Origin of the sequence: Pedobacter sp., assembly GCF_965279535.1 — a bacterium.
Lineage (GTDB): Bacteria > Bacteroidota > Bacteroidia > Sphingobacteriales > Sphingobacteriaceae > Pedobacter.
The window spans coordinates 2,265,184-2,290,677 of sequence record NZ_OZ257244.1 but is presented as its reverse complement, the minus strand read 5'-3'; the positions used below and the strand labels follow the sequence as shown (position 1 = coordinate 2,290,677).

Sequence of the window (25,494 nt, the reverse complement as noted above, 5' to 3'; positions counted from 1 at the left end):
CTCAGATGAAAATATTAAAAATTAGCTTGCTAATAGCCAGCATTAGCGTGGCGAACCTGAACGTTACACAGGCACAAAAAACGAAAAGCAAAGCACAAAGTACGGGTTTGCAAGAACGTGCTTACTGGTCGAAGTTGCTTTATAAAATGGCATCGCCCGTTATTCTGAATTTATCGAACAGCACATTAAAGAAAAATATGCCTGTTGAAGTTCCTCCCGGGATGAAAACAGACTTTTTTAAAAAGGTAACTTATCTGGAAGCCGTAGGCCGTACCATGGCTGGGGTAGCGCCCTGGCTGGCGCTCCCGGATGATGATACCGAAGAAGGTAAAATGCGTAAGGAGCTGCGAACGGCTTTGTTAAAAGGTATTGTTAATGCTGTTGATCCGGCTAACCCCGATTACCTGAACTTTAGAACAGAAAGTCAGCCTATTGTAGATGCAGCTTACATGGCCCAGGCTTTTTTGCGTGCACCCAAAGCTTTGTGGGAACCTTTGGATGCAGTAACCAAAGGCAGGATAATAGAAGAATTTAAAACCTTAAGAACCCGAACCGGTGCTTATAACAACTGGTTGTTGTTTGCAGGGATAAATGAATGCTTTTTGCTGAGTGCGGGCGAAAAGCCTGATCCGGCAAGGATAGAGTTTGCCCGCAAGAAAATGACCGAATGGTACAAAGGTGATGGCTGGTACAGTGATGGGCCAAGCTTTAGCATGGACTATTATAATTCGTATGTGATCCACCCCATGCTGGTTGATTTCTTAAAAGTATTATCGGATAAGAAAAGAGCATCTGTTGAGGAGTATAATACCGCTTTGCAAAGAATGGTACGCTATGCCGAATTTTCTGAGCGGATTATTAGTCCGGAGGGTACTTACCCTGCTATGGGTCGCTCGGCAACCTACCGAACTGCGGCTTTTCAGGCACTGGCCCAGGTGGCTTTAATGGAGAAACTCCCGGCGCACATTAGTCCGGCGCAGGTACGCTGTGGCATATCTGCAGTGATGCACCGCATGTTTGATGTTTGCAATAATTTTGATGCCAGGGGCTGGCTGGTACTGGGTTTCTGCGGGTCGCAACCAATGATTGCGGATGGTTACACTTCTACAGGTAGCCTGTATATGGCTACTTTGGGTTTCCTGCCCTTGGGTTTACCTGCTGATCACCCTTTCTGGACGGACCCTGCGGCAGATTGGACGGCAAAAAAAGCCTGGAGTGGCCAGGCCTTTAAAAAAGACTACCATGTAGATTACTAATCTTATTTTGGTGTTTTTAGCGCTGCGTTAAGTAATTTACTTAGCGCAGTTTTTTTTGTAACCAGGCCCTGATGGGTTCATCATATAATTTTAATGCGGCGTAAGCTATACCAACAGCGGCCACAAAAGTGAGCAGCCCGTAAGGTAAGTAAGCAGAGAAACCCAGGCCGCGGTTATCACTAACCCAACCGGTATAAATATAAATAAGCGGATAATGGGTAATGTAAATCGGGTAAGAAATGTCGCCCAGAAATTTGCAGATTTTAGATCCCGATTGGCTGCGGATTTGCCCACTGGCACCTACATAAACAATAATGGGGAAAATGAAGATAATGGTTAAGGAATCGTAAAGTCCGTTAAGCCAAAGTTTATCTGCGCCCCCAATTCTGGGAATGGCCAGGGTAATGACCAGCAACAAACTACTCCAGATAAAGGCATTTTTAATTTGTGAGGGTTTGGTTAAACGGGAAAGCAGAAGCCCTGCAAAAAAAGGGAACATCATGCGGGTTAAACCAATCTGAATCTGTTCGGCATTGAGCGACCAGCCCCCAATTACATCACCGGTTTTGCTGGTTACTGCATAATAAATTAACCAGGTGCCAGCGCCGGTTACCAATGCTGTTAGGGCCCAGTTGGGCAGTTTTCTAAAACCAAGGGCATACAAAATGTTGGCTATATATTCGTAAAAAAGTGACCATCCGGGTCCATTTAAGGGGTGTATTTCCTGCCAGCCCCGAATATCCATAGAAATGGGGATCGGAAGGAGTGTAAAGCCGATTAACATCACTACAATCACTTTCCAAAGTGGAATGGTATGAATTAACGGAAACATTGCCGAATCGGAAGCGTAAAAGCCCAAAGCACCGATAATCATTCCTAAAACAACCAATGGTTGCAGGCGGATTAAGCGCCGTTTAAAGAAGCCGCCAATGCTGAGTTTTGTCCAGCGGTCATCGTAAGCGTAGCCAATTACAAAGCCAGAAAGTAGAAAAAAGAAATCAACCGCCAGGTAGCCGTGATTGATCATCAAATCCAGATGGCTGGTAGAATGGGCTTCTAAAATGTGGAAGATGACAACAATGAGTGCCGCAACACCCCGCAGGCCATCCAGTATGGCATAGTGAGGTTTCGTTAACAAAGATGGGTTATGCATAGCTTCAAATATACATGATGAAGCTAAATGTTTCGGGCTGGCAGCTGTAAGTAATGAGTTACATGTATTGGTAATTGTTTAATAATCGAGCACTGAACCCAGCCTTGTAAATTGAGCGGCTGGAATAGGAAATAAGCTGATGTAAAAAGAAAATGCCTCTTTCCTTATGGTTAGAGGCATTTTATATTGAGGCATTAATGTTTTAGAATTTAAAGCTGAAGCTGGCGGTATAATTTACCGGTTTTTGAGGGTTGATGGACCAATAACCGATATAGTACTTTTCATTGGTAATGTTATTGGCATTAAACCTGATGCTGAAACGATCGGCATTGTAAAATAAGCTGGCATTTAAAAGTGTGTAGCTTGGCAATTCGAATACACCAGTCTGGCTATTATCAATTACTTTGTAAATACCGGCGTAGTTACCGCCAATACCAAAACCGAAATCTTTTAAGCTACCGCGCGTAAATTTATAGGTAGCCCATAGGTTGGCTAAATCCTGAGGGCCTTGTCCGCCCTGGGCCCGGCCAGGCTCGTTATAAAAGTCGGTACCTGCCGGATTGCCTACCAACACCTGCGAGCGATTATGGCTATATCCTGCAATAAAGTTTAAACCTTGAACCGGGTTGGCATTAATATCAATTTCAAAGCCTTTGCTACCCACTTTACCACCCTGAAGGGAATTGTTAATATCTGCCGGATCAGGATATACACGGTTTTTTACTTTAATATCATAGTAAGAGAACGTTGCACTTAATTTATCATCAAACAGGTTAGTTTTTACACCAAACTCCCATTGGTTCGCATTTTCTGGCTTGAACGATTTTACTGAGCCATCTACATTTTTGGTTGGCGCAACATTAAAGAAAGCGTTCATGTAGTTAGCAAACACAGATACTTTGTTAAGTATTGGTTGGTATACCAATCCAAATTTAGGCGATAAAGCAAATTGATTATATCCATCAGTATCGTCGTTTACGTCGCCGTTGGAAACAAAATAATCAGCTCTTAAACTGGCCATGGCAGCTAATTTATCTGTAATGTTAATTACATCTGAGGCGTAAATGCTGTATACACTGTTGCTGATTTTCGCGTTGTTGGCACCTGTTCCGGCCAATAAACTATCTACTGAGGCTTTGGTGGTATACACCGGATGAGCGGGATCTGGATAAACTACATCACCCTGCGGGGTTACATTGCGCATAAGGCCATAGCCTGTTCCATTATCTACTACATTTCTGTTAAAATAATCCAGGCCAATCAGCAGTCGGTTTCTTATGCTTCCGATCTTGAAATCGCCATTAAAGTTTTGTTGGATATCAAAAGTATTGGTGGTTGAGTTTTCTTTGTGGATGAATTGTGCAAATTCATTACTCCCCGGCTCATTACCATAAATATAACCATAGTAACCAAGAGATTTTAAGGTTCCGCGAGAGATGGCCGTTTGTGAAGTCCATTGATCGGAAATCTTATAAGTCATTTGCCCCTGTAAGTTAAACCTCGGGTTTTTGATGGTAAGTTCGTTGCTGGTAAAAGAAAGGTTGTTGTTGAGGTTAAGTGCTGCTACATCTTTAAAAGTCAAGGCATCGGCACGGTTAGAATGGAAGAATACGGGTGCAAGTGCCCTTTCCTGTTCTAAAATCTCGGCCAAAAAATTAAAACTTAACTTCTCATTAACTTCATAAACCAGGGCAGGGGCAACAAAAAATGACTTTTTAAAGCCAGCATCCTGAAAGCTTCCTTCAGAATGGTAGGCGGTATTAATGCGAAGGGCTACCTTTTCTATTTTACTTAAAGGGGTGTTTACATCTACTGCAATGCGGTTAAGGCCAAAACTCCCGGTGTTGTAGGTTACCTCGCCTCCGGTATTGAAATAAGGTTTTTTGGTTACGGTGTTAATAATTCCGCCATAACCATAAAATGTAGCGCCAAATAATGTGCCTGAAGGGCCTTTTATTACCTGAATTTCTTCGATATCGGCTGGGTCCAGATCGCCGCTGGTAAAGCCAGGCAAGCCATTATAAAGGGCGGGCTGTGCTTCAAACCCGCGCAAAGAGAAATAGCTGGCACCATCGCCTGCTCTTCCAGTCGATTCCCAGGTTCTCGAAATTCCGGGAACATTTCGCATCGCATCATCGAAATTGGTAATGCCTTGTTGCTTAATAAGATCTGATGAAACAGCGGTATATACCTGCGGGTTTTCTAATTTTGTAAGTGGCATTTTAGCCACAGTACTGTTTATTTTGTTCGAATTTCTGGAAGAAATGGTTACTTCCTGTAATTGTGCAGAGCTTTCTTTTAAAATAAAATCTACAGTAACCGAACTTCCAGGCTTAACTTCTACCTGCTGCTGCTGGATACTTAAACCGATTAAAGAAGCAATGATAGTTTGCGTACCTGGTTTAAGGCCTTTTATTTGAAAATAACCGTTTTTATCGGTTAAGGCACCTTTTCCTGTGCCTTTTACTGTAATTGATACCGCTTCTGCAGCGTTTCCGTCAGAAGTTTTTACGGTTCCGCCTATACTTCCTGATTGTGCGTATGCAGCGCTAAGCCCAAAGAGGAATATGGCTATGACGTAAGTAATTTTTTTTATCATGGGTTTATACAATTGGTTGTCGCCGCAAACTTATTGTTTATAATCATTCTAAACAAATTATTTATAATAATTCTAAATAGTTGAATCGGGGATCAATCCGAGTCAACTAAATGTCCCTGATCAAATTTTAGTTACAAGCCCGATTAGATTTGCTTCAAAGCTGGAGATATTGGTATATTGTGCCCGGTTTTAAGCATTTCTGTAATGAAAAGGAATTCTGTTCGTTTGAATAAGACCATATCATTTGAAAAGCAGTATTCCATATAATCAACCCCAATCCCATGAAAAAATACCTTATAGCAGCCTGTTTTTGCACATTAACTACTTTCGGCTTTGCGCAAGCCAAACCTAATTTTTGGGAAGATGTACAAACAATAAAAAAGTACGATCAGCTGTATAAAGCTCCTGCCAATCCGGTGCTGTTTGTAGGTAGCTCATCCATCAGAAAATGGGACACATTGACTAAGGATTTTGCAAAATACAATGCCCTTAACCGCGGTATTGGTGGTGCAGTAACCAACGATATTACATTCTACTTAAATGATGTGGTATTTCCTTATCATCCTCGCCAGATTGTAATTTATGTTGGGGAGAACGACTTGCCAGATGATAAAACCACAGCAGACAGTGTGCTAAACAGAACAGTAAAATTATATAAAGCCATCAGGGAAAAATTACCCAAAGTGCCAATTGCCTATATCTCTATAAAACCAAGCCCAAGTCGCGATAAGTTTAGGGAAAAAGCGATTGCTGCCAACCTGTTGATTCAGAAATTTCTGGCCCGGGAAAAAAATACAACCTTCATTAATGTTTATCCTTTAATGCTAACGTCTGATGGTAAACTCAGACCGGAGCTTTTTGTTAGTGATATGCTCCACATGAATGCGGCAGGATATGATATCTGGCGGAAAGCCGTTGAACCACATCTTTTGAAAAGTGATAAGTTGTAAGTCTGGACGCTTTAAAGTTGTAAGTTTTAGGTTGTAAGTTGTAAGTCTGGGCGGTTAAAAAGTTTTAGGTTATAAGTTGTAAGTCTGGACGCTTTAAAGTTGTAAGTTTTAGGTTGTAAGTTGTAAGTCTGGGCGGTTGAGAGTTAAAAGTTGAAGGTTAAAAGTTAAAAGTCTGGTGTGCTAAGAAAGTTATAAGTTGTAGGTTATAAGTTTTAAGTCTGGGCGCTTAGAAAGTTCTGAGTTGTTGTTTATACGACTAGTCAGCTAAACAACTTAGCACCTCATCGTCTCACCTTTTAAGTTCGGTGTTTGGTTGTACCAACTGCTCTCTTTTTCTCTGTGTAAACTTTGTGTCCTCGGTGGTAAAATTGCTGATAAACATCCATACCCGAGGTCTACTTTGTGATTAGGCAGAAATATCCCTACCGTAATACCAGGCATGCTGCCGGATGCTTTGGATCATTAAAAACAGCCTTTGGTGTTTCTACGGTTGTAATTTGATCGAAGATCTTGATTGATTTGTGCTGCGGTAAATAGTTTGGCCAGTTAGCAATTGGCTTACCATGGATAAAATCTACCCAATAGCCATGCATTAATGCAGCCAGATCATAGTTCATGTTTGCGTTTTTCGCATATGGATCTAGCCACACATAGGGTAATTCTGCAGCGTGCGAAGCGCCTTTACCATCTTTGCTATAATCGAAACGATACATCCATACATTAGGGTTCACCTGTGCTAAAGTATCTGCCAGGCGGTAGGAATGCATGGTGTACATGTATTGCGTAAGTACCATTTTTGCTGCCGAGTCGGTGCCTAGCTGCTTTTCATTGGCTTTAAAATTTTTCCAAACCAGGCGGCCGTTTTTCCCAAACCAATCTTTCAATGCTTGCTGTTCAGGATGCTGCAAACGTTTATCCATATCTATAAACATGCGGCTTTCTGCTTTATTGGTGCCGATTAGGAAGCGTTTACTCTGATCGGTATTTTGCCTGATGTATTGATAACCATTGCCGCTGATCACTTGTCCATCTGCAACCGGACCAAAATAATTGGTACCCTGTGCACCTTTACAAATGGCATTTTGGGCGGTGATAAGCTGTTCGGTAGAAAGGTTGAGGAGTTCTTCGGGTTTTTTAAGGTTTAATTCTTTTAATAATCTTTTGCGAATAGATTTAGCCGTTGCCGAATCCCTTACGCATTGTATGGCCCCACTTTCTAAAATCAGTTGCCCGAATAAATCTTTAGCATCTTTATTGAGCAGCAGTGTACTCACCAGTTTAGCACCTGCCGATTCACCAATAACCGTTACCCGATTGGAATCTCCACCAAAAGAAGCGATGTTTTCTTTAATCCAGCGTAAGGAAAGCATTAAATCCTGTAATCCATTGTTGCCCGAACTGCGGTACTTAGGATCAACATCACCCAGGTAAAGGAATCCGAAAACACCCAGTCTGTAATTGATGGTTATGGTTACTACGCTGTCTTTATCTGCAAATGCATGCCCGTTTTGTCCGGAGCCCGAGCCACCCGTCATAGAGCCGCCATGCACCCACACCAGTACAGGTAACTTGGATTGTTTTTTTAAGCTAGGTGTATAGACATTTAGGCTTAAACAGTCCTCGTTTCCCCTAACTTCTTTCGTGTTTCCGTTGTATTGTGCAGATACTTCCCCAAAAGTGGTACAGTTAAGTGTATCGGGCCAGTTTTTTTTAGGCACGGGCGGTAAAAATCTCAATGCAGCTTTGGGTGCTTCGGCATAGGGGATGCCTTTAAAAACCCAGGTCTGGCCTTCCTTTGCCCCCTTTAAATAACCACCTTGTGTTTTTAGGATAGCATAATCCTGCGCATTCGCTGAATAGGAAAGATAGCAGAGCATTAGCAAGAACAAGGTGTAATGGCAGTATTTGGAGATGAATTTCATAGGTAATGATTTGGCTGCAATTTATGCTATTTGCTTAAAATTACATCGGTCAATTTTACTTTGGTTTTGGCTTTACGGGAGGTTCATTAATGGATACTTATTAGTGTGATAGATAGAACAGCCCTTCCACAGGCCCTCGACAGGCTCAGGATGGCAAAGTGTTCGTTCTTCAATGCTGGACATCATATTTAAAAGAAATTAAAATTTATATATTTATCCTTGCGGAAATCATCCCTGACCAAATGAAGCAACTTTTATCCCTTTTCATCATTTTTCTGAGCTGCTATACTTCACAAGCCCAAGATTTATTGGGAATTCCACAAATTGTGAATTACAACAATGAACAATATAACGGTGGCATCCAAAACTGGGATGTTAAGCAAGACCGGAATGGCATTTTATACTTTGGCAATAATGAGGGGCTGCTAACCTTTAACGGAAGATATTGGAACCTTTACCGGCTTCCCAATTATACTTCTGTAAGATCGGTAGGTATCGATTCTAAAAACAGGATTTATGTTGGTGCTCAGGATGAAGTCGGATACTTCTTCCCCAATGCACAGGGGGTACTTCAATATACTTCTTTACTCAATCTGATTCCTGAAAGCATGCGTAAACTTGCTGACATTTGGGATATTGCCATCATCAACGATGAGGTTTACTTTCGTTCTAACAATGCCATTCTTCATTATCGGGATGGTGCCATTAAATATTATAAACCCAGTTCTACCTGGCTTTTTGTAGGGGCAGTAAACAACAAGGTACTCTCGCAGGATAAGGATGCAGGTTTGCTGCTTTATGATAAAGAACTCTGGAAACCTTTTTGTGCTGCCCAGGAGATGAAGGTATCATCGGTGACTGGTATTTTGCCATATAGCGGCGATACCCTTTTGGTTTCTACCTTAAAAAAAGGATTGTTTCTGGTTAGCAATGGCATGCTCAAACCTTTTCAAACCAGCTTAGACCGGGTGTTTTTTAATGACCGCATTTTCTTTGCCAGCCAGATTAACAACGGACATTATGCCATTGGTACCACCTCCGGAGGAGTATATATCATGGATAAGAAAGGCAATCTGATCCAAAAATACAATTACCGTGAAGGGCTTCAGAACAACAATGTACGCGGCATATTACTGGATCGCGATAAGAACATGTGGCTGGCCCTGGATGATGGGATCTCTTACGTGGCGATTAACAGCGCCATTAAGAGAATTTTTCCTGACCGCACTAAACAAACAACCAGTTATGCTTTCAGAAAATTTGGGCAGCAGCTTTACATTGGTACTTCAAACGGACTTTACACTTCTAACCTGGAGCCCAATAAACGCGATTTAAGTTATTCTACCTCCAATTTTACGGAGGTTAAAAATACAAAAGGACAGGTATGGGGCTTAGATGAGATTAACAACCAACTGTTAATGGCCCACGAGGATGGGACATCTGTAATTAACGGCAACCTGGCTAAACCTTTATACGTGCTTCCGGGTACCTGGATGTATCAGCCCCTAGACAATGTTTACCCCGCTCAAAATGTGCTGGCAGGCACCTACCAGGGTTTGCAGAAGATAAATTATGTTAAGGGGCAGTTTGTGGGCTCGGAAAGGGTAGATGGTATAAATGAAACCTTAAGGTTTATTGTGGTTGATAATAACGATAACATCTGGGCCTCCCATCCCTATCATGGTGTGTACCGCATTGAACTCCAGGCAGATCGAAAACGTGTTAAACGCACAACCATGTTTACCGATAAAGAGGGGCTACCTTCTAAGTTGTATAATTATGTTTACCGGATTAAGAACAGGGTAGTGGTCGCTACATCAAACGGGGTTTTTGAGTACGATGCCCAACAACATAAATTTGTTCGTTTTAAGTTGTTTGGAGATGCTTTAAATGGAGTTTCAGTACAATATTTAAAAGAGGATAATGAGGGTAACATCTGGTTTGTAAGTAATAAGAAGGTTGGCGTAATTGATTTTTCGAAGCCTAAGGGCGATAAATCTTTTAATATTTTTTACCTGCCCGAGCTGGACGGTAAAGTGGTTGGGGGTTTCGAATCCATTTATGCCTTAGATCATCAGAACATTTTTATCGGGGCCAATAAAGGCGCATATCACATTAATTATAATAAATACATCCAAAACATAACCAAGCCCAATGTACTTTTAGGAACAGTAAAGCTCCAGGATAGTACCGTGTTTGGGGGATACTTCTTATCCAGGGATCAGCTAGCTGCCAGGCAGGATGAAAAGAGCCTTCCTGAATACAGTTATCAGTTCAATTCTATTCATTTCGAATTTTCTTCCACTTTATTTGAGCATGATAAAAATATTAACTTCAGCTATCAGCTGGTTGGATTTGATGAAGCCTGGTCTGCCTGGGGTACCAAAAGCGAAAAGGATTATACCAATCTTCCGGCAGGCAAGTACACTTTCAAGATTAAATCACGAATTGATGTAGGCAATGAATCTGATGTGGTGAGCTATACATTTGAAGTTTTGCCTGCCTGGTACAATACCATCTGGATGCGATTGGTTTACCTAGCGCTCATTGTCTTGCTTATTCGTTTAATTATCCGCTGGCAGAAGAAAAAACACCATAAAGAGCAGGAACGGATGGGTTATCTGCATCAGCTGGAGCTGGATCGCAATGAAAAAGAGATTGTTCGCCTGCAGAATGAGAAGCTCGAGGCTGATGTTAATTACAAAAACAAGGAACTTTCTACCATGAATATGCACCTGGTGCAAAGGGGTAAGGTTTTAGCTAAAATAAAAGAGGTTATTTCTGCGGTAGTTAAAAATCACGACATTACTGAAAGTTCGCCAAGCTTCAGGCATTTGATCCGTTTAATTAAAGAAGTAGAGAAAAAGGATCAGGAATTAGATCACCTCAGCATGCACTTCAACCAGGTGAACAAAGACTTCTTCAATAAACTCAAAGACCTGTATCCTGATTTGAGCCAGAACGACCTTAAGTTCTGTGCTTATTTGTCTATGAATCTTTCCTCCAAGGAGATGGCACAGTTGATGAATATTACCATTAAGGCAGTAGAAGTAGGGCGGTATCGCTTAAGAAAGAAGCTTCAATTGCGTCCGGATGTTAATCTTTACGAGTTTTTAATTGGTATTTCGCGCCAAAAACCCGATTAAGTTACTGTTTTTGTTACAAAGCCATTTTTAAAATGGTTTGTTTGTAAGTGTTTAGTAATCAATATTTTGATTTGATGTTGTAGGGGCTATGTAGGGTCTTAAAAAACAATTTTAGGTTAAAAACAAGGTAATGTATGGTTTGTGTAGTGGTGGCAGATGCGGTAAAAGTATAGCGCCCCCTATAGATTTGGAACATTGTTTTGGTCGCCCAAAGACCATGCGCTAACTAACCAAGTATTAACCTAAAATTATTTTCTATGAGCAGAAGATTTACGTTCGTATTCTTCATTTACTGTATCATGGTATTTCCAATGGTGCTATTTGCACAGGATATTACCGTTACAGGAAAAGTTACCGATGAGAAAGACGGGACACCGCTACCGGGTGTTACTGTTAAACAAGAGAATGCCGCCAAAGCGGTATCTACCGATGCGGAGGGAAGGTATTCCATTCAGGTACCTAATGGAGCTAAGCTCGTTTTCCGATTAGTAGGAATGGCTCCAAAAACGGTTACCGTTACTTCTACTACATTAAATGTTTTTTTATCTGCCGATACCAGAGATTTGACTGATGTGGTGGTGGTAGGTTATGGTACACAAAAGAAAAGTGTGGTTACCGGATCTATCTCCAGCGTTAAGGCCAAAGATTTGGAGAGCATGCCCATTAACCGGGTAGAGCAAGCCCTACAGGGCAGAACTTCTGGTTTAACCATTGCTTCTGGTAATGGCCAGCCAGGTTCTTCATCTACGGTTAGGGTAAGGGGATACACTTCTTTTGCCTCTGGTGGCAACAACGATCCGCTTTGGGTAGTTGATGGTGTAATTGTAGATAATGGCGGTATTGGCTACCTGAATCAGGCAGATATTGAATCCATTGAGGTTTTAAAAGATGCAGCATCACAAGCCATTTACGGTGCCAGAGCAGCCAACGGGGTAATAATTATCACCACTAAAAAAGGTAAAGTAGGTTCTATAAATGTTAATTATAATGCATTTTATGGAACATCTGCCCCTGCTAAAAGACTAAATTTATTAAACGCTACCCAGTATGCCACCATTAGAAATGAGTCGGCAGCAAATTCTGGCTTACCACAGCCTTACGCTAACCCTGCCGCTTTAGGAGAGGGTACAAACTGGCAAGACCAGGTTTTTAATGATGACGCACGCCGCCAAACACATGAATTTAGCATTAGTGGTGGCAGTGAGAAGTTTACCATTTACAGTTCTTTTGGTTATATTGATCAGGATGGTATTGTGGCCAGCCCAATTTCTAAATGGAACCGGGCAAACGTAAGGATCAATTCGACTTATAAGCCAGCCAAATGGGTAACCATTGGCGAAAACTTAGGTTATAGCCATGCGGTAAACAGCAGCTTAGGTAACACCAACAGCGAATTTGGCGGACCTTTAAGTTCGGCCATTAACTTAGATCCAATTACCCCGGTTGTAGAAACTAATCCGAATTTAATTAATAAATCGCCATATACAATTGCCAATACATTAAGAAATGCCGATGGTTTCCCCTATGGAATTTCGCCAATTGTAGGGCAGGAAATGACCAACCCCGTTGCATACATGCAAACCCGATTGGGCAATTACAGTTGGGACCATAATATTGTAGGTAACGTTTTTGCAGAAATAGAACCAATTACCAATTTAAAATTCAGATCTACCTTAGGTACTAAAGTAGCCTTTTACGGAGGTGATTCATTTACACCACTTTTTTACTTAAACTCTTCATCAAAAAACGATAAAAAATCTTTCTATCGTGAAATCAATACGGTATTGAACTATAACTGGGAAAATACCCTGAGCTATGCGAAAAACTTTGGTAAACACCATGCCTTCATCATTTTAGGTCAGGGTTATTATATGGATAACAATACCAGAAGTTTAAATACAACTTATCAAAACATCATTGCCAATAATTTTTATGAGGCAAATTTAAACTACGATCCGGGAACAGCCAATAAACTTGTTGGCGGTAGTGACGGAACGCTTCATGTGGTAAACTCTTTATTTACCCGGGTTACTTATGATTATGATGAGAAATACCTTTTTACCGGTATCATGAGACGTGATGGTTCGTCTCGTTTTGGTACCAACAACCGTTTTGGTTACTTTCCTTCATTCTCGTTGGGTTGGGTACCCTCAAAAGAAGGCTTCTGGAAAGAAAATAATGTTGTTAATTTCTTAAAAATCCGTGGAGGTTATGGGGTAACAGGTAATGATGCACTAGGCGATTTCAGGTACGTTTCTTTGGTGAGCAGCGGCAGGAACTACACCTTTGGTACAACGGATCAGAGTGTAATTGGCTGGAGCCCTGCGGCTTTATCTAATCCTGATTTGAAATGGGAAGAAACCCGTCAAACCAACATCGGGTTTGATGCTACCCTGTTTACCAACTTCACACTATCTGCTGAGTACTACAAAAAGAAAACAGTAGGGGTATTACAAACACCTGATATCCCTTTGTATGTGGGGGCAGCTGGTGGCCCTACACAAAATGTAGGCGATATGGAGAACACTGGTTTTGAGTTTGAATTGGGTTACCGCAAAAAAATCGGTGAACTGAATTTGGGGATCAACGGAAACATCTCTTTCCTTAAAAATAAAGTGACCAGACTGTTGCCAGGTAAGGCCTTTATTGAGGATAACGCACAGAGCTTCCAAACCATGGGGAACTTTACCAGAACAGGGTTAGACAGATCTTTCAATGAATATTATGGTTATGATATGCTGGGGATTTTTCAAACACAGGCAGAAATCGACAGTTATGTTGGTCCTGGGGGTACGAAACTTCAGCCTAATGCTAAACCTGGAGACATTAAATACGCCAACTTAAATGGTGATGAAGCCATCAATTCTTCTGACCGAACTTTCCTTGGCAGCCCTATACCCAAATATACCTACGGTTTAACCATTAACCTGGCGTATAAAAACTGGGATCTGGTAGCTTTTGGTAACGGTGTTGGTGGAAACCAGATTTTTCAGGGCTTACGCCGCTTAGATGTTACCTATGCCAACTGGCAAACTAAAATTTTAGATCGCTGGACTCCGGGCAATCCATCAACCACCATGCCCCGCATTGTAGAATCGGATCCCAATGGTAACTACATCAAGTTCTCTAAACTTTACCTGGAAAAGGGAGATTATTTCAGACTAAAAACTTTACAGGTAGGTTATACACTTCCTCAAAGAATTTCCAACAAAGTAGGTGCTCAAAAAGTAAGGGTTTATTTAATGAGTGAAAACCTGTGGACAATTACAGACTACACAGGTTATGATCCGGAAATCGGTGGAACTGTATTAGGGGTTGATAGAGGTGTTTATCCGCAAGCCCGTTCATTTATGGTTGGATTAAATGTTGGATTTTAATACTTGAACAATGAAAAAGAGCATTTTATATATTGCGGCTATTGCAGCCTCAACACAGTTATTTACCTCATGCAAAAAACAGCTTGATGTAAACCCAAGAGAACGTATTCTGGAAACCAGTTATTATAAAACACCGTCTGAAGCCTTAACCTCATTAATATCCGTTTATGATATTTTGGGAAACCAGTCATCAGGTTATCTTACCAAGATAAATATACTTTCGGCAGGTTCTGATGATCATTTTGCCGGCGGAGATTCGCCTTCTGATATTGGTGATTTACAAACCATTAATAATTATACTTTAACCTCTACATCTGGCGCTGCCAGCCACTTGTGGAGTAAAGGATTTACCGGTGTATACCGTGCGAATGTATTTCTGCAAAAAGTGGCCAATGCCGGATTGGATGACGCGACTAAAACCAGGTATATCGCTGAGGTAAAAGCACTAAGGGCAATCTACTATTTTGACCTGGTAAAGCTGTTTAAAAATATTCCGCTGTTAACGGAGGTGGTGGAGCCGAATGCCATGTATGACGTTGTACAAGCGCCTGCTGATCAGGTGTATGCGTTGGTAATTAAAGACCTCACAGAAGCCATTCCTAATTTGCCACCAACCGTTCCGGCGGCTAGTCAGGGTGGAAGGTTAACACAAGGTGCTGCTCATGCCGTTTTGGGTAAAGTTTACATGTGGCAGCAAAAATGGGCAGAAGCTGCGGCAGAATTTGCCTTGGTAAACGGCCCTGCACCAGGTGCAAGCCAGTATGGTTACAAACTATTGGCCAATTATGCTGATTTGTGGAATGTGAAAAATAAGTTCAATTCAGAATCTATCCTGGAATTGGTTTACAATACCACCTCTGATATGGGATGGGGAACAGTGGGTAGCCGTGAAGGCAATGTGATGAGTATTTTGGTTGGTCCGCGAAATTATGTGCCCGTAAATGCAGCCCTGGCACCAGATTACATTTCTGGTTGGAGTTTCCTGCCATTTACCAAAGATTTCTTTGATCAGATTCATTTTGATCCCCGTAATAAAGCCACAGTTGCCAACTTAGACAGTTTGGAAAAAGCGGGTATTGTAACTTATAAACATGCTTATGCCAATACGGGATATTTTATTGAAAAATATGCCGGCCGGGTTTCAACAAAAGCAGGAAGCGGGCAGTTAGAGTTAAACTTTGGGCAGGACATGTATGAGATCCGATTGGCTGATACTTATTTGTTAGAGGCAGAATCGCTATTGAAAAGTGGTGCTGCGGTTGGTGCAGGTACAAAAGCCTATACGATGTTTAATGCTGTGAGGGCCCGTGTGGGCTTAAATCCACTGCCAGTAACCATGGATAATATTATGCGCGAACGCCGTTTGGAACTTGCTGCAGAAGGTCACCGCTGGTTTGATTTAGTGCGCTGGGGGTTGGCCCCAACAGTATTGGCCGGAAAAGGATTTAAAGCGGGAAAAAATGAGATTTTCCCAATCCCGGAAAGGGAATTGGCCAATTCTAAAATTGTGCAGAGTAAAGAATGGGGAGGAACCAAATAATCAGGCTCATTATTGCTTAGTTATAATTGTTAACAGGGAGAGATCAAATGCTCTTCCTGTTTTTTATAATTTCTACTTCAAATTCTATGATTTTTTCCAGATACGTACTGAGTACTGCCATATTCTTTTCTCTAACGCTTAATTTAACAGCAGAGGCTCAGAAAATAAACGATACCCAGGTTTGGCTAACCAAGGCCGACCGAACTGTTTTGTTTCAAAAGCAAGCGCATGAGCTCCGGTTCGGCAAACAGCAAAACAATAATGCCACCATTTCCATCAACGATAAAGAAAGCTTTCAAACCATAGATGGTTTTGGTTTTGCATTAACGGGTGGAAGTGCACAGCACATTGTTAAAATGTCTGCCCCAGCCAGATCGAAACTGCTTCGTGAGCTTTTTGCAACTGATGAAAATAATATCGGCATTAGTTATCTCCGGTTAAGCATTGGCGCTTCTGATCTGAATGAAAAGGTTTTTTCATACAATGATCTTCCTGAAGGGGAACAGGATTTGGAACAGGCTAAGTTTGATCTGGGACCGGATAAAAAAGACATCATTCCGGTGATGAAAGAGATTTTAGCCATCAACCCGAAGATTAAGATTATGGGTTCGCCCTGGTCGCCACCTTTGTGGATGAAAACGGCTTACGATGCCCGTGGGGGCATGTTAAAGCCCGAATTTTATGCTGCCTATGCAAAATATTTTGTGCGCTACATTACTGAGATGAAAAAAGAGGGGATTCAAATTGATGCCATTACGGTTCAAAATGAACCCCTCCATCCCGGAAACAATCCCAGTTTATTAATGGTAGCGCCAGATCAGGCCCTTTTTGTGAAGAAATACCTGGGACCAGCTTTCCTGGCTTCCGGCATTAAAACCAAAATTATTGTTTATGATCATAATGCCGACAGGCCCGACTACCCCATCAGCATTTTAGATGACCCGGAGGCCAGCAAGTATATTGATGGCTCGGCTTTTCATCTCTATGGTGGGAAAATCGAAGCATTAACAGATGTACACAACGCACATCCTGATAAACACATTTATTTTTCTGAACAGATGGTGGTAGAAAGGCCAAATGCAACCGAAATTAATATTGTCAATCCGGTAAAGCGACTCATTATTGGTGCCAGCAGAAACTGGAGCAGGAATGTTTTAGAGTGGAATTTGGCTGCCGACCCGGAAAATAAGCCATATACCGACCGGGGTGGCTGTTCTATGTGCCAGGGTGCAGTAACCATAGATGGGGATAACTTTACCCGAAATCTGGCTTATTATTCTGTAGCACATGCCTCTAAGTTTGTAAGGCCAGGTTCTTTGCGCATTGCTTCCAGCGAACCAACAGATTTACCCAACGTGGCTTTTAAAACTCCCGAAGGGAAAAAAGTATTGATTGTAGCCAATACGGGTAAGGCTATATCTGCCTTTAACATCAACATTGGTGGCCAGTGTTTGTCTGCCAGTTTAGATGCTGGTGCTGTTGCCACTTATGTTTGGTAATTATCTTTTCCCAATTAACCTTTATAAATTCTCCTATGTTTAAGCATCTTCATTATAAAAAGCCTCGTTTAGGTAAATATTTTGCAGTTTTTTTACTGTGTATGGCTGTTCAGTACGCAAATGCCCAAGGGTTTTTAAGAACTGCCGGAACTAAAATCGTCAATGAAAGGGGCGAAAATGTATTGCTCCGTGGTATAGGGCTGGGCGGATGGATGCTTCAGGAGGGATACATGCTGAAGATTAACAAAGAATCTCAGCAGTACAGAATTCGCGAACGCATTGAAGAACTAATGGGTCCGAAGCAAACACAGGAATTTTATGATGCCTGGCTGTCTAACCACACCCGTAAAATTGATGTTGACTCGCTAAAAAGATGGGGTTTTAATTCTATCCGGTTGCCGATGCATTACAATCTTTATACGCTACCTGTAGATAAGGAACCCGTTGCAGGACAAGATACCTGGCTAGAGAAAGGTTTTGCACTAACCGATAGTTTGCTGGCCTGGTGTAAAGCGAACCAGATGTACCTGATTTTAGATTTGCATGCCGCACCAGGTGGACAAGGCAACGATGTAAATATCGCTGATCGTGATCCTTCAAAGCCATATTTATGGACAAGTGAAGCCAATCAGCAGAAGACTGTTGCCCTTTGGAAAAAACTTGCAGCGCGTTATAAGGACGAACCGTATATCGGTGCTTATGATATTTTGAATGAACCAAACTATGGTTTTCAAAATCCTGAGGAGGATAAAAATGGAACAAAAGAGAAATTAAATGCCCCCCTCAGAAAATTAATGGTTGAGATTACTGAGGCTATCCGATCGGTTGATCAGAAGCACATCATCATTATAGAAGGCAATGGCTGGGGAAATAATTACAATGGTATTTTTCCGGTATGGGATAAAAATATGGTACTCAGCTTCCACAAATACTGGAACTACAACAACCAGGCCTCAATTGCACATATCATCAAGGCAAGAGATGAACAGCAAGTGCCGGTTTGGTTGGGCGAAACAGGAGAAAACTCAAATGTTTGGTTTACTGATGCCATTAGTCTTTTAGAAAAGAACAATATTGGATGGGCCTGGTGGCCGCTAAAAAAGGTTGGTAGCAACAATCCGATGGAAATCCGGTCTAACCCAAATTATGATGCACTGGTACGGTATTTTAATAATGGCGGGAATAAACCTAAGGATAGCAATGTATACAGCGGCTTGATGGAGCTCGCTATTTACACCAAACTGGAAAATACCATTATCCACAGAGATGTGATTGATGCAATGATACGTCAACCTTTTAGTAAGGAAACTAAACCATTTAAAGCAAATAAGATACAAAATAAGTCTATCCTTTTTGCTGTGGACTACGATTTGGGGAGAAACGGCAAAGCTTATTTTGATGTAGATACGGCTGATTATCATGTGTCGACAAATAAAAGAAGTGCCGGAAACAGGGGCCGTATTTATAGAAATGATGGTGTAGATATTGCCAAAGATTCTGCACAATATGAAAAATATTATGTTAATCATATCGAAAAAGGAGAGTGGTTACAATATACGGTATCATCCAAAAACAAAGCAAACTATATTTTAAAACTGAATACAGCTGCTCAGGATGCTGAAGGCAAACTGTCTGTTTTCATTAATGGCTTGCTTGTAGCCAAAAATGTTAACGTTCCGAACTCGGGAGGGCTTAAAAACTTTAAAACTTTCGAGATTAAAAATGTGCCATTGAAAGCAGGGAAAAATACCATCCGCATACTTACAGATGCTGGAGGATATAATTTTAGCTATATTCAATTTATAAAATAACTAACCTGATATCCTATTTTGAAAGGCATCCCGCGTATATTCATTGTAATTGCTGTAATTGCACTTACGGTTGTGATTTTGTCGCGCTGTATGAATACGGCAGATCAGCTTCCAAAAGACATCCGTGGAGAAAACTATGCAGGGGCAGCTACCTGTGTAAAATGCCATCAGGATATTGCCAGCAATTATGCCCATAACAATCACGGATTAACCTCTGCACCTGTTACAGCGCAATCGCTAGCTAAGCTTTTAAAAGCTGATGAAAATGGATTTATGTTTAATGATCACATGAAGGTGATGATTGAGCAAAGTGATAGCGGCATTTATCAGGTAGGCTATTATCAGGGTAAGGCGGTACGAAATCAGAAGTTTGATGTGATTTTTGGCTCAGGGGAAAAGGCTTTTACCTATGCCTACTGGAAAGGTAAAAAGTTATATGAGCTCCCACTTTCTTACTTCTCAACTATTGGGAACTGGGCCAATAGTCCGGGCTTTCCGAGTAATGAAATGTATTTCGACAGGGCGATAACCAGCAGATGTCTGGCTTGTCATACTTCTTACATCCAGTCTAACAGTTCGCAAAGAGCGGGTACGCAGGTTGATGAAGAGATGGAGCGTGGATCAATTATTTATGGGATTGATTGTGAACGTTGCCATGGACCGGCGAAGCAGCATGTGGTTTTTCATTTGGAAAACCCTGAAGAGAAAAAGGCACAATACATTACTGTATTTAAAGAATTAAGCAGGAAACAGCAAATGGATGCTTGTGGTACCTGTCATTCCGGAAATGATTTAATGGTACAAAAATCAATATTTGGTTTCCAGCCCGGAGATCAGCTTGAAGATTATTTTGTGCAGGATTTTGTTTCTTTCGGAGGTGCTAATCCTGATGTGCACGGTAATCAGACCGCCATGCTCAAGGGCAGCAACTGCTTTCGAAAAAGTAAAGACATGACCTGCCAATCCTGCCACAGTACACATGAAAGTATTAAAGGAAACTTGTCTGCTTATTCGCAACGCTGTATCAGCTGTCATCAAAGTACCAAACACAGTCAGGCAACTTTAGCTAAGGGACCATTAGTTCGTAATTGTATTGATTGTCACATGCCTAAAGAAGCTTCCAGATTGATTTCTTTCCAAATGGCAGGCAAAGATCAGCCAAATCCTTATTTGCTAAGATCGCACAGGATAGGGATTTATGGGAAATGAGTTGTAAGTTTTAGGTTGTAAGTTGTAAGTCTGGGTGGTTGAAAGTTGTAAGTTTTAGGTTGTAAGTTGTAAGTCTGGGCGCATAAACAAGTTGTGAGTTACGGGTTGCAAGTTACAGGTCCGGGCGCCTAAAACTGAAAACTCCCAACTGAAAACTTCAAACTAAAAGTTAAGGGTTAAAAATCTGGTGTGCTAAGAAAGTTGTAAGTTTTAGGTTATAAGTTGTAAGTCTGGGCGCATAAACAAGTTGTGAGTTACGGGCTGCAAGTTACAGGTCCGGGCGCCTAAAACTGAGAACTCCCAACTGAAAACTTCAAACTAAAAGTTAAGGGTTAAAAATCTGGTGTGCTAAGAAAGTTGTAAGTTTTAGGTTATAAGTTGTAAGTCTGGGCGCATAAACAAGTTGTGAGTTACGGGCTGCAAGTTACAGGTCCGGGTGCCTAAAACTGAAAACTCCCAACTGAAAACTTCAAACTAAAAGTTAAGGGTTAAAAGTCTGGTGTGCTAACTTTTCCGGGTTCTAAGTTTGGCGATTGGTTGTACCAACTGCTCTCTTTTTCTCTGTGTAAACTTTGTGTTCTCGGTGGTAAAATTGCCTGATAAACATCCATATCCCTGGTTCGTGGCTCAAGACCCGCCTTTCGCTATTAAATCCTTTTCGAATTTACATCATGCCGCTGGACAACTAAACATTTAACCACCTCACCTACGATCTAAGCGCTTCAGCAATCAGACATAATTCGTACATTTGGCTCACATCATTCACCTTATACAGTAGCTGCATGCCGATGAAATATTACCTGTCTTTTATATTCCTTTTTTTTAGTACAGCACTTTTAGCACAGAAAAAATTTACTTTAAGCGGAACTATCCGTGATGCAAGTACAGGTGAAACCCTCATTGGTGCTACCGTTAAAATCTCCGGACCTGCCACTGCAGGAACACTGACCAATGGTTATGGTTATTTTGCTTTAAGCCAAATAGAAGGGAGTTATACCGTTGTAGTCAGTTATACCGGATATACACCGGTAACCAAAACCATTACCTTAAATAAAGATACTAAGCTCAATGAAGAATTAAAGAGTGGAAGCGATCTGGCAGAGGTGGTGGTAAGTGCTACCAACCGCAAAAATGAGAATGTGAAAAGCGCACAAATGGGACTGGAGCGTGTAGATATGAAATCGCTCAACAGTATTCCCGTATTGCTCGGAGAGAAAGATGTTTTAAAAACCATTCAGCTATTACCGGGGGTTAAATCCGGTGGTGAGGGAAATACTGGTTTTTATGTACGGGGAGGTGCTGCAGATCAAAATCTGATCATTTTAGATGAGGCGGTAGTATACAATTCTTCCCATCTTCTGGGCTTTTTCTCCACCTTCAATGCCGATGCCATTAAAGATGTGAGTTTGTATAAAGGTGGAATGCCAGCACAATATGGAGGGCGTTTATCATCGGTTTTAGATGTAAAAATGGATGATGGTAACAATAAGGAATTTAAATTTCAAGGAGGGATAGGTTTAATCGCATCCCGTTTAAAAGCTGAGGGCCCCATTGTAAAAGATCGGGGTTCGTTTATGGTAAGCTTTCGCAGAACCTATATCGATTTATTTCTCAGAGCTTCGCCAGATTCTGCCATTAATGGCAGTACACTCAATTTCTACGATATTAATGCTAAAGCAAACTACAAAATCAACGATAAAAATACGATCTATATCTCCGGATATTTTGGTAAAGACAATATTGGTGTAAAAGATCTTTTTGCCAACGACTGGGGAAATGTGACAACTACTTTCCGATGGAACCACATTTTCAGCGACCGGTTGTTTTCCAATACCTCGCTCATTTACAACAATTACAATTACACGGTACGTTTGTTAAATGATGCCACCAATTTCAAGGCAAGCTCGCTGGTACGTGATTTTAATTTCAAGGAAGATTTTCAATACTTCAGCAACAAGCACACGCTAAGATTTGGTGTTAATGCAACGCAACACCGCATTTCTCCGATAGATATCAGTGTTACCCAGGAATCGCAGGTTAACCCGCTTACCCAGCAAAAAAGATATGGGATAGAATCTGCAGCGTATATTTCTGATGAATGGGCTGCAACTGAGCATTTAAATTTTCTTTACGGCGTTCGTCTGGCCGCATTCTCATTAATGGGCCCCGGTAATTTTAGTACCTACGATCAGGAAGGAAATATTACATCTACTGAAAGTGTATCAGGTGGTAAATTTTACAAGAATTATTTCAATCTAGAGCCCCGTTTTTCAGTAAGTTACCTGTTTAATGAAGCTAACTCCATTAAGGCATCTTATAACCGGAATACCCAGAATGTTCACATCCTTACCAATGCCACCTCAAGCTCTCCAACCGATCAATATGTGTTGAGCAGCAATAACATTAAACCCGAAATTGCAGATCAGGTTTCGATGGGTTATTTCAGGAATTTTGAGGACAACAATTACGAATTTTCAGGCGAGGTTTATTATAAATGGCTACAAAATCAAATCGACTATAAAAATGCAGCACAGTTGCTGGCCAATTCAAATGTCGAGTCTGAATTATTATATGGCAGTGGCCGTGCATATGGGTTGGAATTGTTCTTTAAAAAGAAATTTGGCAAGCTGAATGGCTGGGTGGGTTACACCTTATCCCGTACCGAAAGAAAATTTAAAGAGCTGAATAATGGCCAATATTTTCCTTCCCGCCAGGATCGGACGCATGATTTATCGGTAGTAGGTATTTACAACATCAGCTCACGCTGGACCTTCTCTTCTAGCTTTATATACAGCACTGGCAATGCGGTAACTTTTCCTGCCGGAAAATATTCCATTGGGGGGCAAACCAGTTATTATTATACCGAGCGAAATGCAGGCAGAATGCCCTACAGCATGCGTTTGGATGTAAGTGCCACCCTTGAAGGTAAGAAACACAAAAGATATCAGTCAAGCTGGAATTTTGGTGTATACAACCTTCTGGGTAGAAAAAATCCATATTCAATCGAGTTTATTGACGATCCAAATGATCCGCGAAAAACTGCCGCACAACAAACTTCTTTATTCGGGCTTATTCCATCTATTACCTGGAATTTTAAATTTTAATTCATGAAAAGGCTTATATTATACTTTGCATTATTGTTGTTATCACTCGGTGGCTGCAAGAAAATTATTGATATTGATACAAAAGATGCCCCACCGCAAATTGTTATTGAAGGAAAGATCATTGATAGCCTTATCGATCAACAAATTAAGATTTCTAAAACTGTAGGTTACAGTGAGCTGAGCATTTATCCAAAGGTATCTGGTGCGGTGGTTACCGTTACAGATAACAAGGGCAATAAATTTGAATTCAAAGAAACCGCTCCGGGAATTTATACCAATAGAATGAAAGGGGTACCCGGAACAACTTATAGCATGAGCGTAACGGCTGAAGGATCGGTATATACAGCCAATTCAATGATGCCTAAAAAGGTGCTGATGGATTCGATTGGCGTAATTAACAACTACTTTTTTGGAAGTAACCGTAAAACCACAGCAGCTTACCTTACTGATCCTAAAAATGAGCCTAATCAATATCGATTCTATCTTTACCGAAATGGAGTACTTTCTAAAAGTATTTATGCCAACAACGACCGTTTAACGGATGGTAACGACTTAAGGGTGCAGTTGTTTTTCTTTACTGATGAAGAGCGGGATGAGGAACTCAACACCGGCGATCAACTGGTAGTGGAGTTGGAATGCGTAGATGCCCAGGTTTTTGATTACTGGTTCTCTCTGGCTGAGCAGGTAGGAAGAGGCCCAAATCAAGGTACTACACCTGCCAATCCACCCTCTAATATCTCGAATAATGCCCTGGGTTACTTTAGTGCCAATACTTATCAAAAATTAGGGGCTACTGTTAAATAATAAATAAGATATTTTCTTTTATTGAAAAAATATTAAACTCCATATGCATGAAGTTGTTGATAAATAAGACAACTTAATATGAAGTTTATATAATGCTTCATTGTAAACTTAATTAAAAATTAATGAAGGTATTTATTAGTGGAAATATTGCAGCAGAGGGGATAGCAGAGCTTAGAGCAAACAATGTCGAAATTACACAATGGAAAGAGGATAGACCCATAACCGCAGATGAGCTGATTGAAATTTGCCAGAAAAGTGATGCGCTTATTAGTGTGGGCAGAAATAAAATTAATGCCGATTTTCTCCAGGCTTGCAAGCACCTAAAGGTTATTGCATTACATTCGGTGGGGTATGATCAGGTAGATGTTAATGCTGCGAAAAAATTAAACATTCCCATTGGGAATACACCAGGGGTATTAAATGAAGCTACGGCTGATACCGCATTTCTTTTGATGCTGGCCGTAAGCAGAAAAGCGTTTTTTCTTCATAAGAAAATCCTTGCAGGCAACTGGAGAGCTTATCAGCCAACCCGGGAGTTGGGAATAGAATTAAAGGGAAAAACTTTAGGGGTGTTGGGTTTGGGAAATATTGGCCTTGAAATGGCCAGAAAATGTGTTGGAGCCTATCAAATGCCCGTGATTTATCACAACAGATCCCGAAATGAAGAAGCCGAAAAAGAGATCGGTGCGAAATATGTTTCATTTGAGGAATTATTGGCGCAAAGCGATGTATTAACGGTTCATACTGCCTTAACACCCGAAACAAAAGGCATGTTCACTTTGGATGTTTTTAAACAGATGAAACCTGATGCCATCTTTATCAATACTGCCCGGGGCGGGATTCATAATGAACATGACCTGATTGAAGCTTTACAACAAAAAATAATCTGGGGAGCAGGGCTTGATGTGACCAACCCTGAACCAATGGATCCGGATAATCCTTTATTGAGCATGGAAAATGTTGCTGTACTTCCACACATTGGGTCGGCTACAGAAGAAACAAGAACAGCCATGTCGAAAATAATAGCAGAGAATATTTTAGCCGGCTTAAAAGGCGAACCTTTGCCTTATCCGGTTGATTGATAATGTATGGGTTGGTGGCGATACCAACCCATATATTGATCC

Annotated in this window: 14 protein-coding genes; 11 read left to right on the top strand and 3 right to left on the bottom strand. The window is 41.1% G+C overall.

The genetic code is table 11. The annotated features are described in order from the left end of the window. Positions 1–5: 5 nt before the first annotated feature. A complete protein-coding gene (locus ACQY77_RS09025; protein WP_421938302.1) occupies positions 6–1,256 on the top strand; it encodes a DUF2264 domain-containing protein in 1,251 nt (416 codons plus the stop codon). A 40-nt stretch (positions 1,257–1,296) separates the two neighbouring features. Here ACQY77_RS09025 and ACQY77_RS09020 read toward each other — a convergent pair whose 3' ends face one another. Next, entirely contained in the window at positions 1,297–2,409 is a 1,113-nt protein-coding gene (locus tag ACQY77_RS09020) for an acyltransferase family protein (protein ID WP_421938303.1), read from the bottom strand. A 202-nt stretch (positions 2,410–2,611) separates the two neighbouring features. After that, positions 2,612–5,008 (bottom strand): TonB-dependent receptor domain-containing protein, encoded by a 2,397-nt coding sequence (locus tag ACQY77_RS09015; RefSeq protein WP_421938304.1) that lies wholly within the window; start codon positions 5,006–5,008, stop codon positions 2,612–2,614. Between the two features lie 281 nt (positions 5,009–5,289). Here ACQY77_RS09015 and ACQY77_RS09010 point away from each other — a divergent pair, with 281 nt between their 5' ends. Then, the gene (locus tag ACQY77_RS09010) at positions 5,290–5,958 is read left to right on the top strand and encodes a GDSL-type esterase/lipase family protein (protein WP_421938305.1); all 669 of its coding nucleotides are present in this window, start codon (positions 5,290–5,292) and stop codon (positions 5,956–5,958) included. 422 nt (positions 5,959–6,380) lie between these two features. Here ACQY77_RS09010 and ACQY77_RS09005 read toward each other — a convergent pair whose 3' ends face one another. Continuing rightward, on the bottom strand, positions 6,381–7,880 hold the full coding sequence (locus tag ACQY77_RS09005; protein WP_421938306.1) for a carboxylesterase/lipase family protein: 1,500 nt from the start codon (positions 7,878–7,880) through the stop codon (positions 6,381–6,383). 242 nt (positions 7,881–8,122) lie between these two features. Between ACQY77_RS09005 and ACQY77_RS09000 the strand changes: the two genes are divergently transcribed. The 9 genes from ACQY77_RS09000 to ACQY77_RS08960 all read left to right on the top strand — a co-directional run bounded on the left by ACQY77_RS09000 (position 8,123) and on the right by ACQY77_RS08960 (position 25,452). Then, positions 8,123–11,026 (top strand): triple tyrosine motif-containing protein, encoded by a 2,904-nt coding sequence (locus ACQY77_RS09000; RefSeq protein ID WP_421938307.1) that lies wholly within the window; start codon positions 8,123–8,125, stop codon positions 11,024–11,026. A gap of 257 nt (positions 11,027–11,283) precedes the next feature. After that, entirely contained in the window at positions 11,284–14,403 is a 3,120-nt protein-coding gene (locus tag ACQY77_RS08995) for a SusC/RagA family TonB-linked outer membrane protein (protein WP_421938308.1), read from the top strand. A gap of 10 nt (positions 14,404–14,413) precedes the next feature. Then, positions 14,414–15,943: a RagB/SusD family nutrient uptake outer membrane protein gene (locus ACQY77_RS08990; protein ID WP_421938309.1), complete on the top strand. Its 1,530-nt coding sequence runs from the start codon at positions 14,414–14,416 to the stop codon at positions 15,941–15,943. Positions 15,944–16,029: 86 nt separating this feature from the next. After that, entirely contained in the window at positions 16,030–17,442 is a 1,413-nt protein-coding gene (locus tag ACQY77_RS08985) for a glycoside hydrolase family 30 protein (RefSeq protein ID WP_421938310.1), read from the top strand. Positions 17,443–17,477: 35 nt separating this feature from the next. Further along, positions 17,478–19,253, top strand: coding sequence for a cellulase family glycosylhydrolase (locus ACQY77_RS08980; protein ID WP_421938311.1), 1,776 nt, complete (start codon positions 17,478–17,480; stop codon positions 19,251–19,253). A gap of 90 nt (positions 19,254–19,343) precedes the next feature. Continuing rightward, positions 19,344–20,462, top strand: coding sequence for a multiheme c-type cytochrome (locus tag ACQY77_RS08975; RefSeq protein WP_421938312.1), 1,119 nt, complete (start codon positions 19,344–19,346; stop codon positions 20,460–20,462). A gap of 782 nt (positions 20,463–21,244) precedes the next feature. Beyond that, positions 21,245–23,566 carry a TonB-dependent receptor gene (locus ACQY77_RS08970; RefSeq protein ID WP_421938313.1) on the top strand — a complete coding sequence of 774 codons (2,322 nt, stop codon included), beginning with the start codon at positions 21,245–21,247 and terminating at the stop codon, positions 23,564–23,566. Between the two features lie 3 nt (positions 23,567–23,569). After that, on the top strand, positions 23,570–24,370 hold the full coding sequence (locus ACQY77_RS08965; protein ID WP_421938314.1) for a DUF4249 domain-containing protein: 801 nt from the start codon (positions 23,570–23,572) through the stop codon (positions 24,368–24,370). Positions 24,371–24,492: 122 nt separating this feature from the next. After that, positions 24,493–25,452: a 2-hydroxyacid dehydrogenase gene (locus tag ACQY77_RS08960; protein WP_421938315.1), complete on the top strand. Its 960-nt coding sequence runs from the start codon at positions 24,493–24,495 to the stop codon at positions 25,450–25,452. Positions 25,453–25,494 lie beyond the last annotated feature (42 nt).

What these genes read in the sequence shown, in the direction of transcription:
- ACQY77_RS09025 (WP_421938302.1), top strand. Translation starts at nt 6, where the DNA reads ATGAAAATATTAAAAATTAGCTTGCTAATAGCCAGCATTAGCGTGGCG.
- ACQY77_RS09020 (WP_421938303.1), bottom strand. Translation starts at nt 2,409, where the DNA reads ATGCATAACCCATCTTTGTTAACGAAACCTCACTATGCCATACTGGAT.
- ACQY77_RS09015 (WP_421938304.1), bottom strand. Translation starts at nt 5,008, where the DNA reads ATGATAAAAAAAATTACTTACGTCATAGCCATATTCCTCTTTGGGCTT.
- ACQY77_RS09010 (WP_421938305.1), top strand. Translation starts at nt 5,290, where the DNA reads ATGAAAAAATACCTTATAGCAGCCTGTTTTTGCACATTAACTACTTTC.
- ACQY77_RS09005 (WP_421938306.1), bottom strand. Translation starts at nt 7,880, where the DNA reads ATGAAATTCATCTCCAAATACTGCCATTACACCTTGTTCTTGCTAATG.
- ACQY77_RS09000 (WP_421938307.1), top strand. Translation starts at nt 8,123, where the DNA reads ATGAAGCAACTTTTATCCCTTTTCATCATTTTTCTGAGCTGCTATACT.
- ACQY77_RS08995 (WP_421938308.1), top strand. Translation starts at nt 11,284, where the DNA reads ATGAGCAGAAGATTTACGTTCGTATTCTTCATTTACTGTATCATGGTA.
- ACQY77_RS08990 (WP_421938309.1), top strand. Translation starts at nt 14,414, where the DNA reads ATGAAAAAGAGCATTTTATATATTGCGGCTATTGCAGCCTCAACACAG.
- ACQY77_RS08985 (WP_421938310.1), top strand. Translation starts at nt 16,030, where the DNA reads ATGATTTTTTCCAGATACGTACTGAGTACTGCCATATTCTTTTCTCTA.
- ACQY77_RS08980 (WP_421938311.1), top strand. Translation starts at nt 17,478, where the DNA reads ATGTTTAAGCATCTTCATTATAAAAAGCCTCGTTTAGGTAAATATTTT.
- ACQY77_RS08975 (WP_421938312.1), top strand. Translation starts at nt 19,344, where the DNA reads ATGAATACGGCAGATCAGCTTCCAAAAGACATCCGTGGAGAAAACTAT.
- ACQY77_RS08970 (WP_421938313.1), top strand. Translation starts at nt 21,245, where the DNA reads ATGCCGATGAAATATTACCTGTCTTTTATATTCCTTTTTTTTAGTACA.
- ACQY77_RS08965 (WP_421938314.1), top strand. Translation starts at nt 23,570, where the DNA reads ATGAAAAGGCTTATATTATACTTTGCATTATTGTTGTTATCACTCGGT.
- ACQY77_RS08960 (WP_421938315.1), top strand. Translation starts at nt 24,493, where the DNA reads ATGAAGGTATTTATTAGTGGAAATATTGCAGCAGAGGGGATAGCAGAG.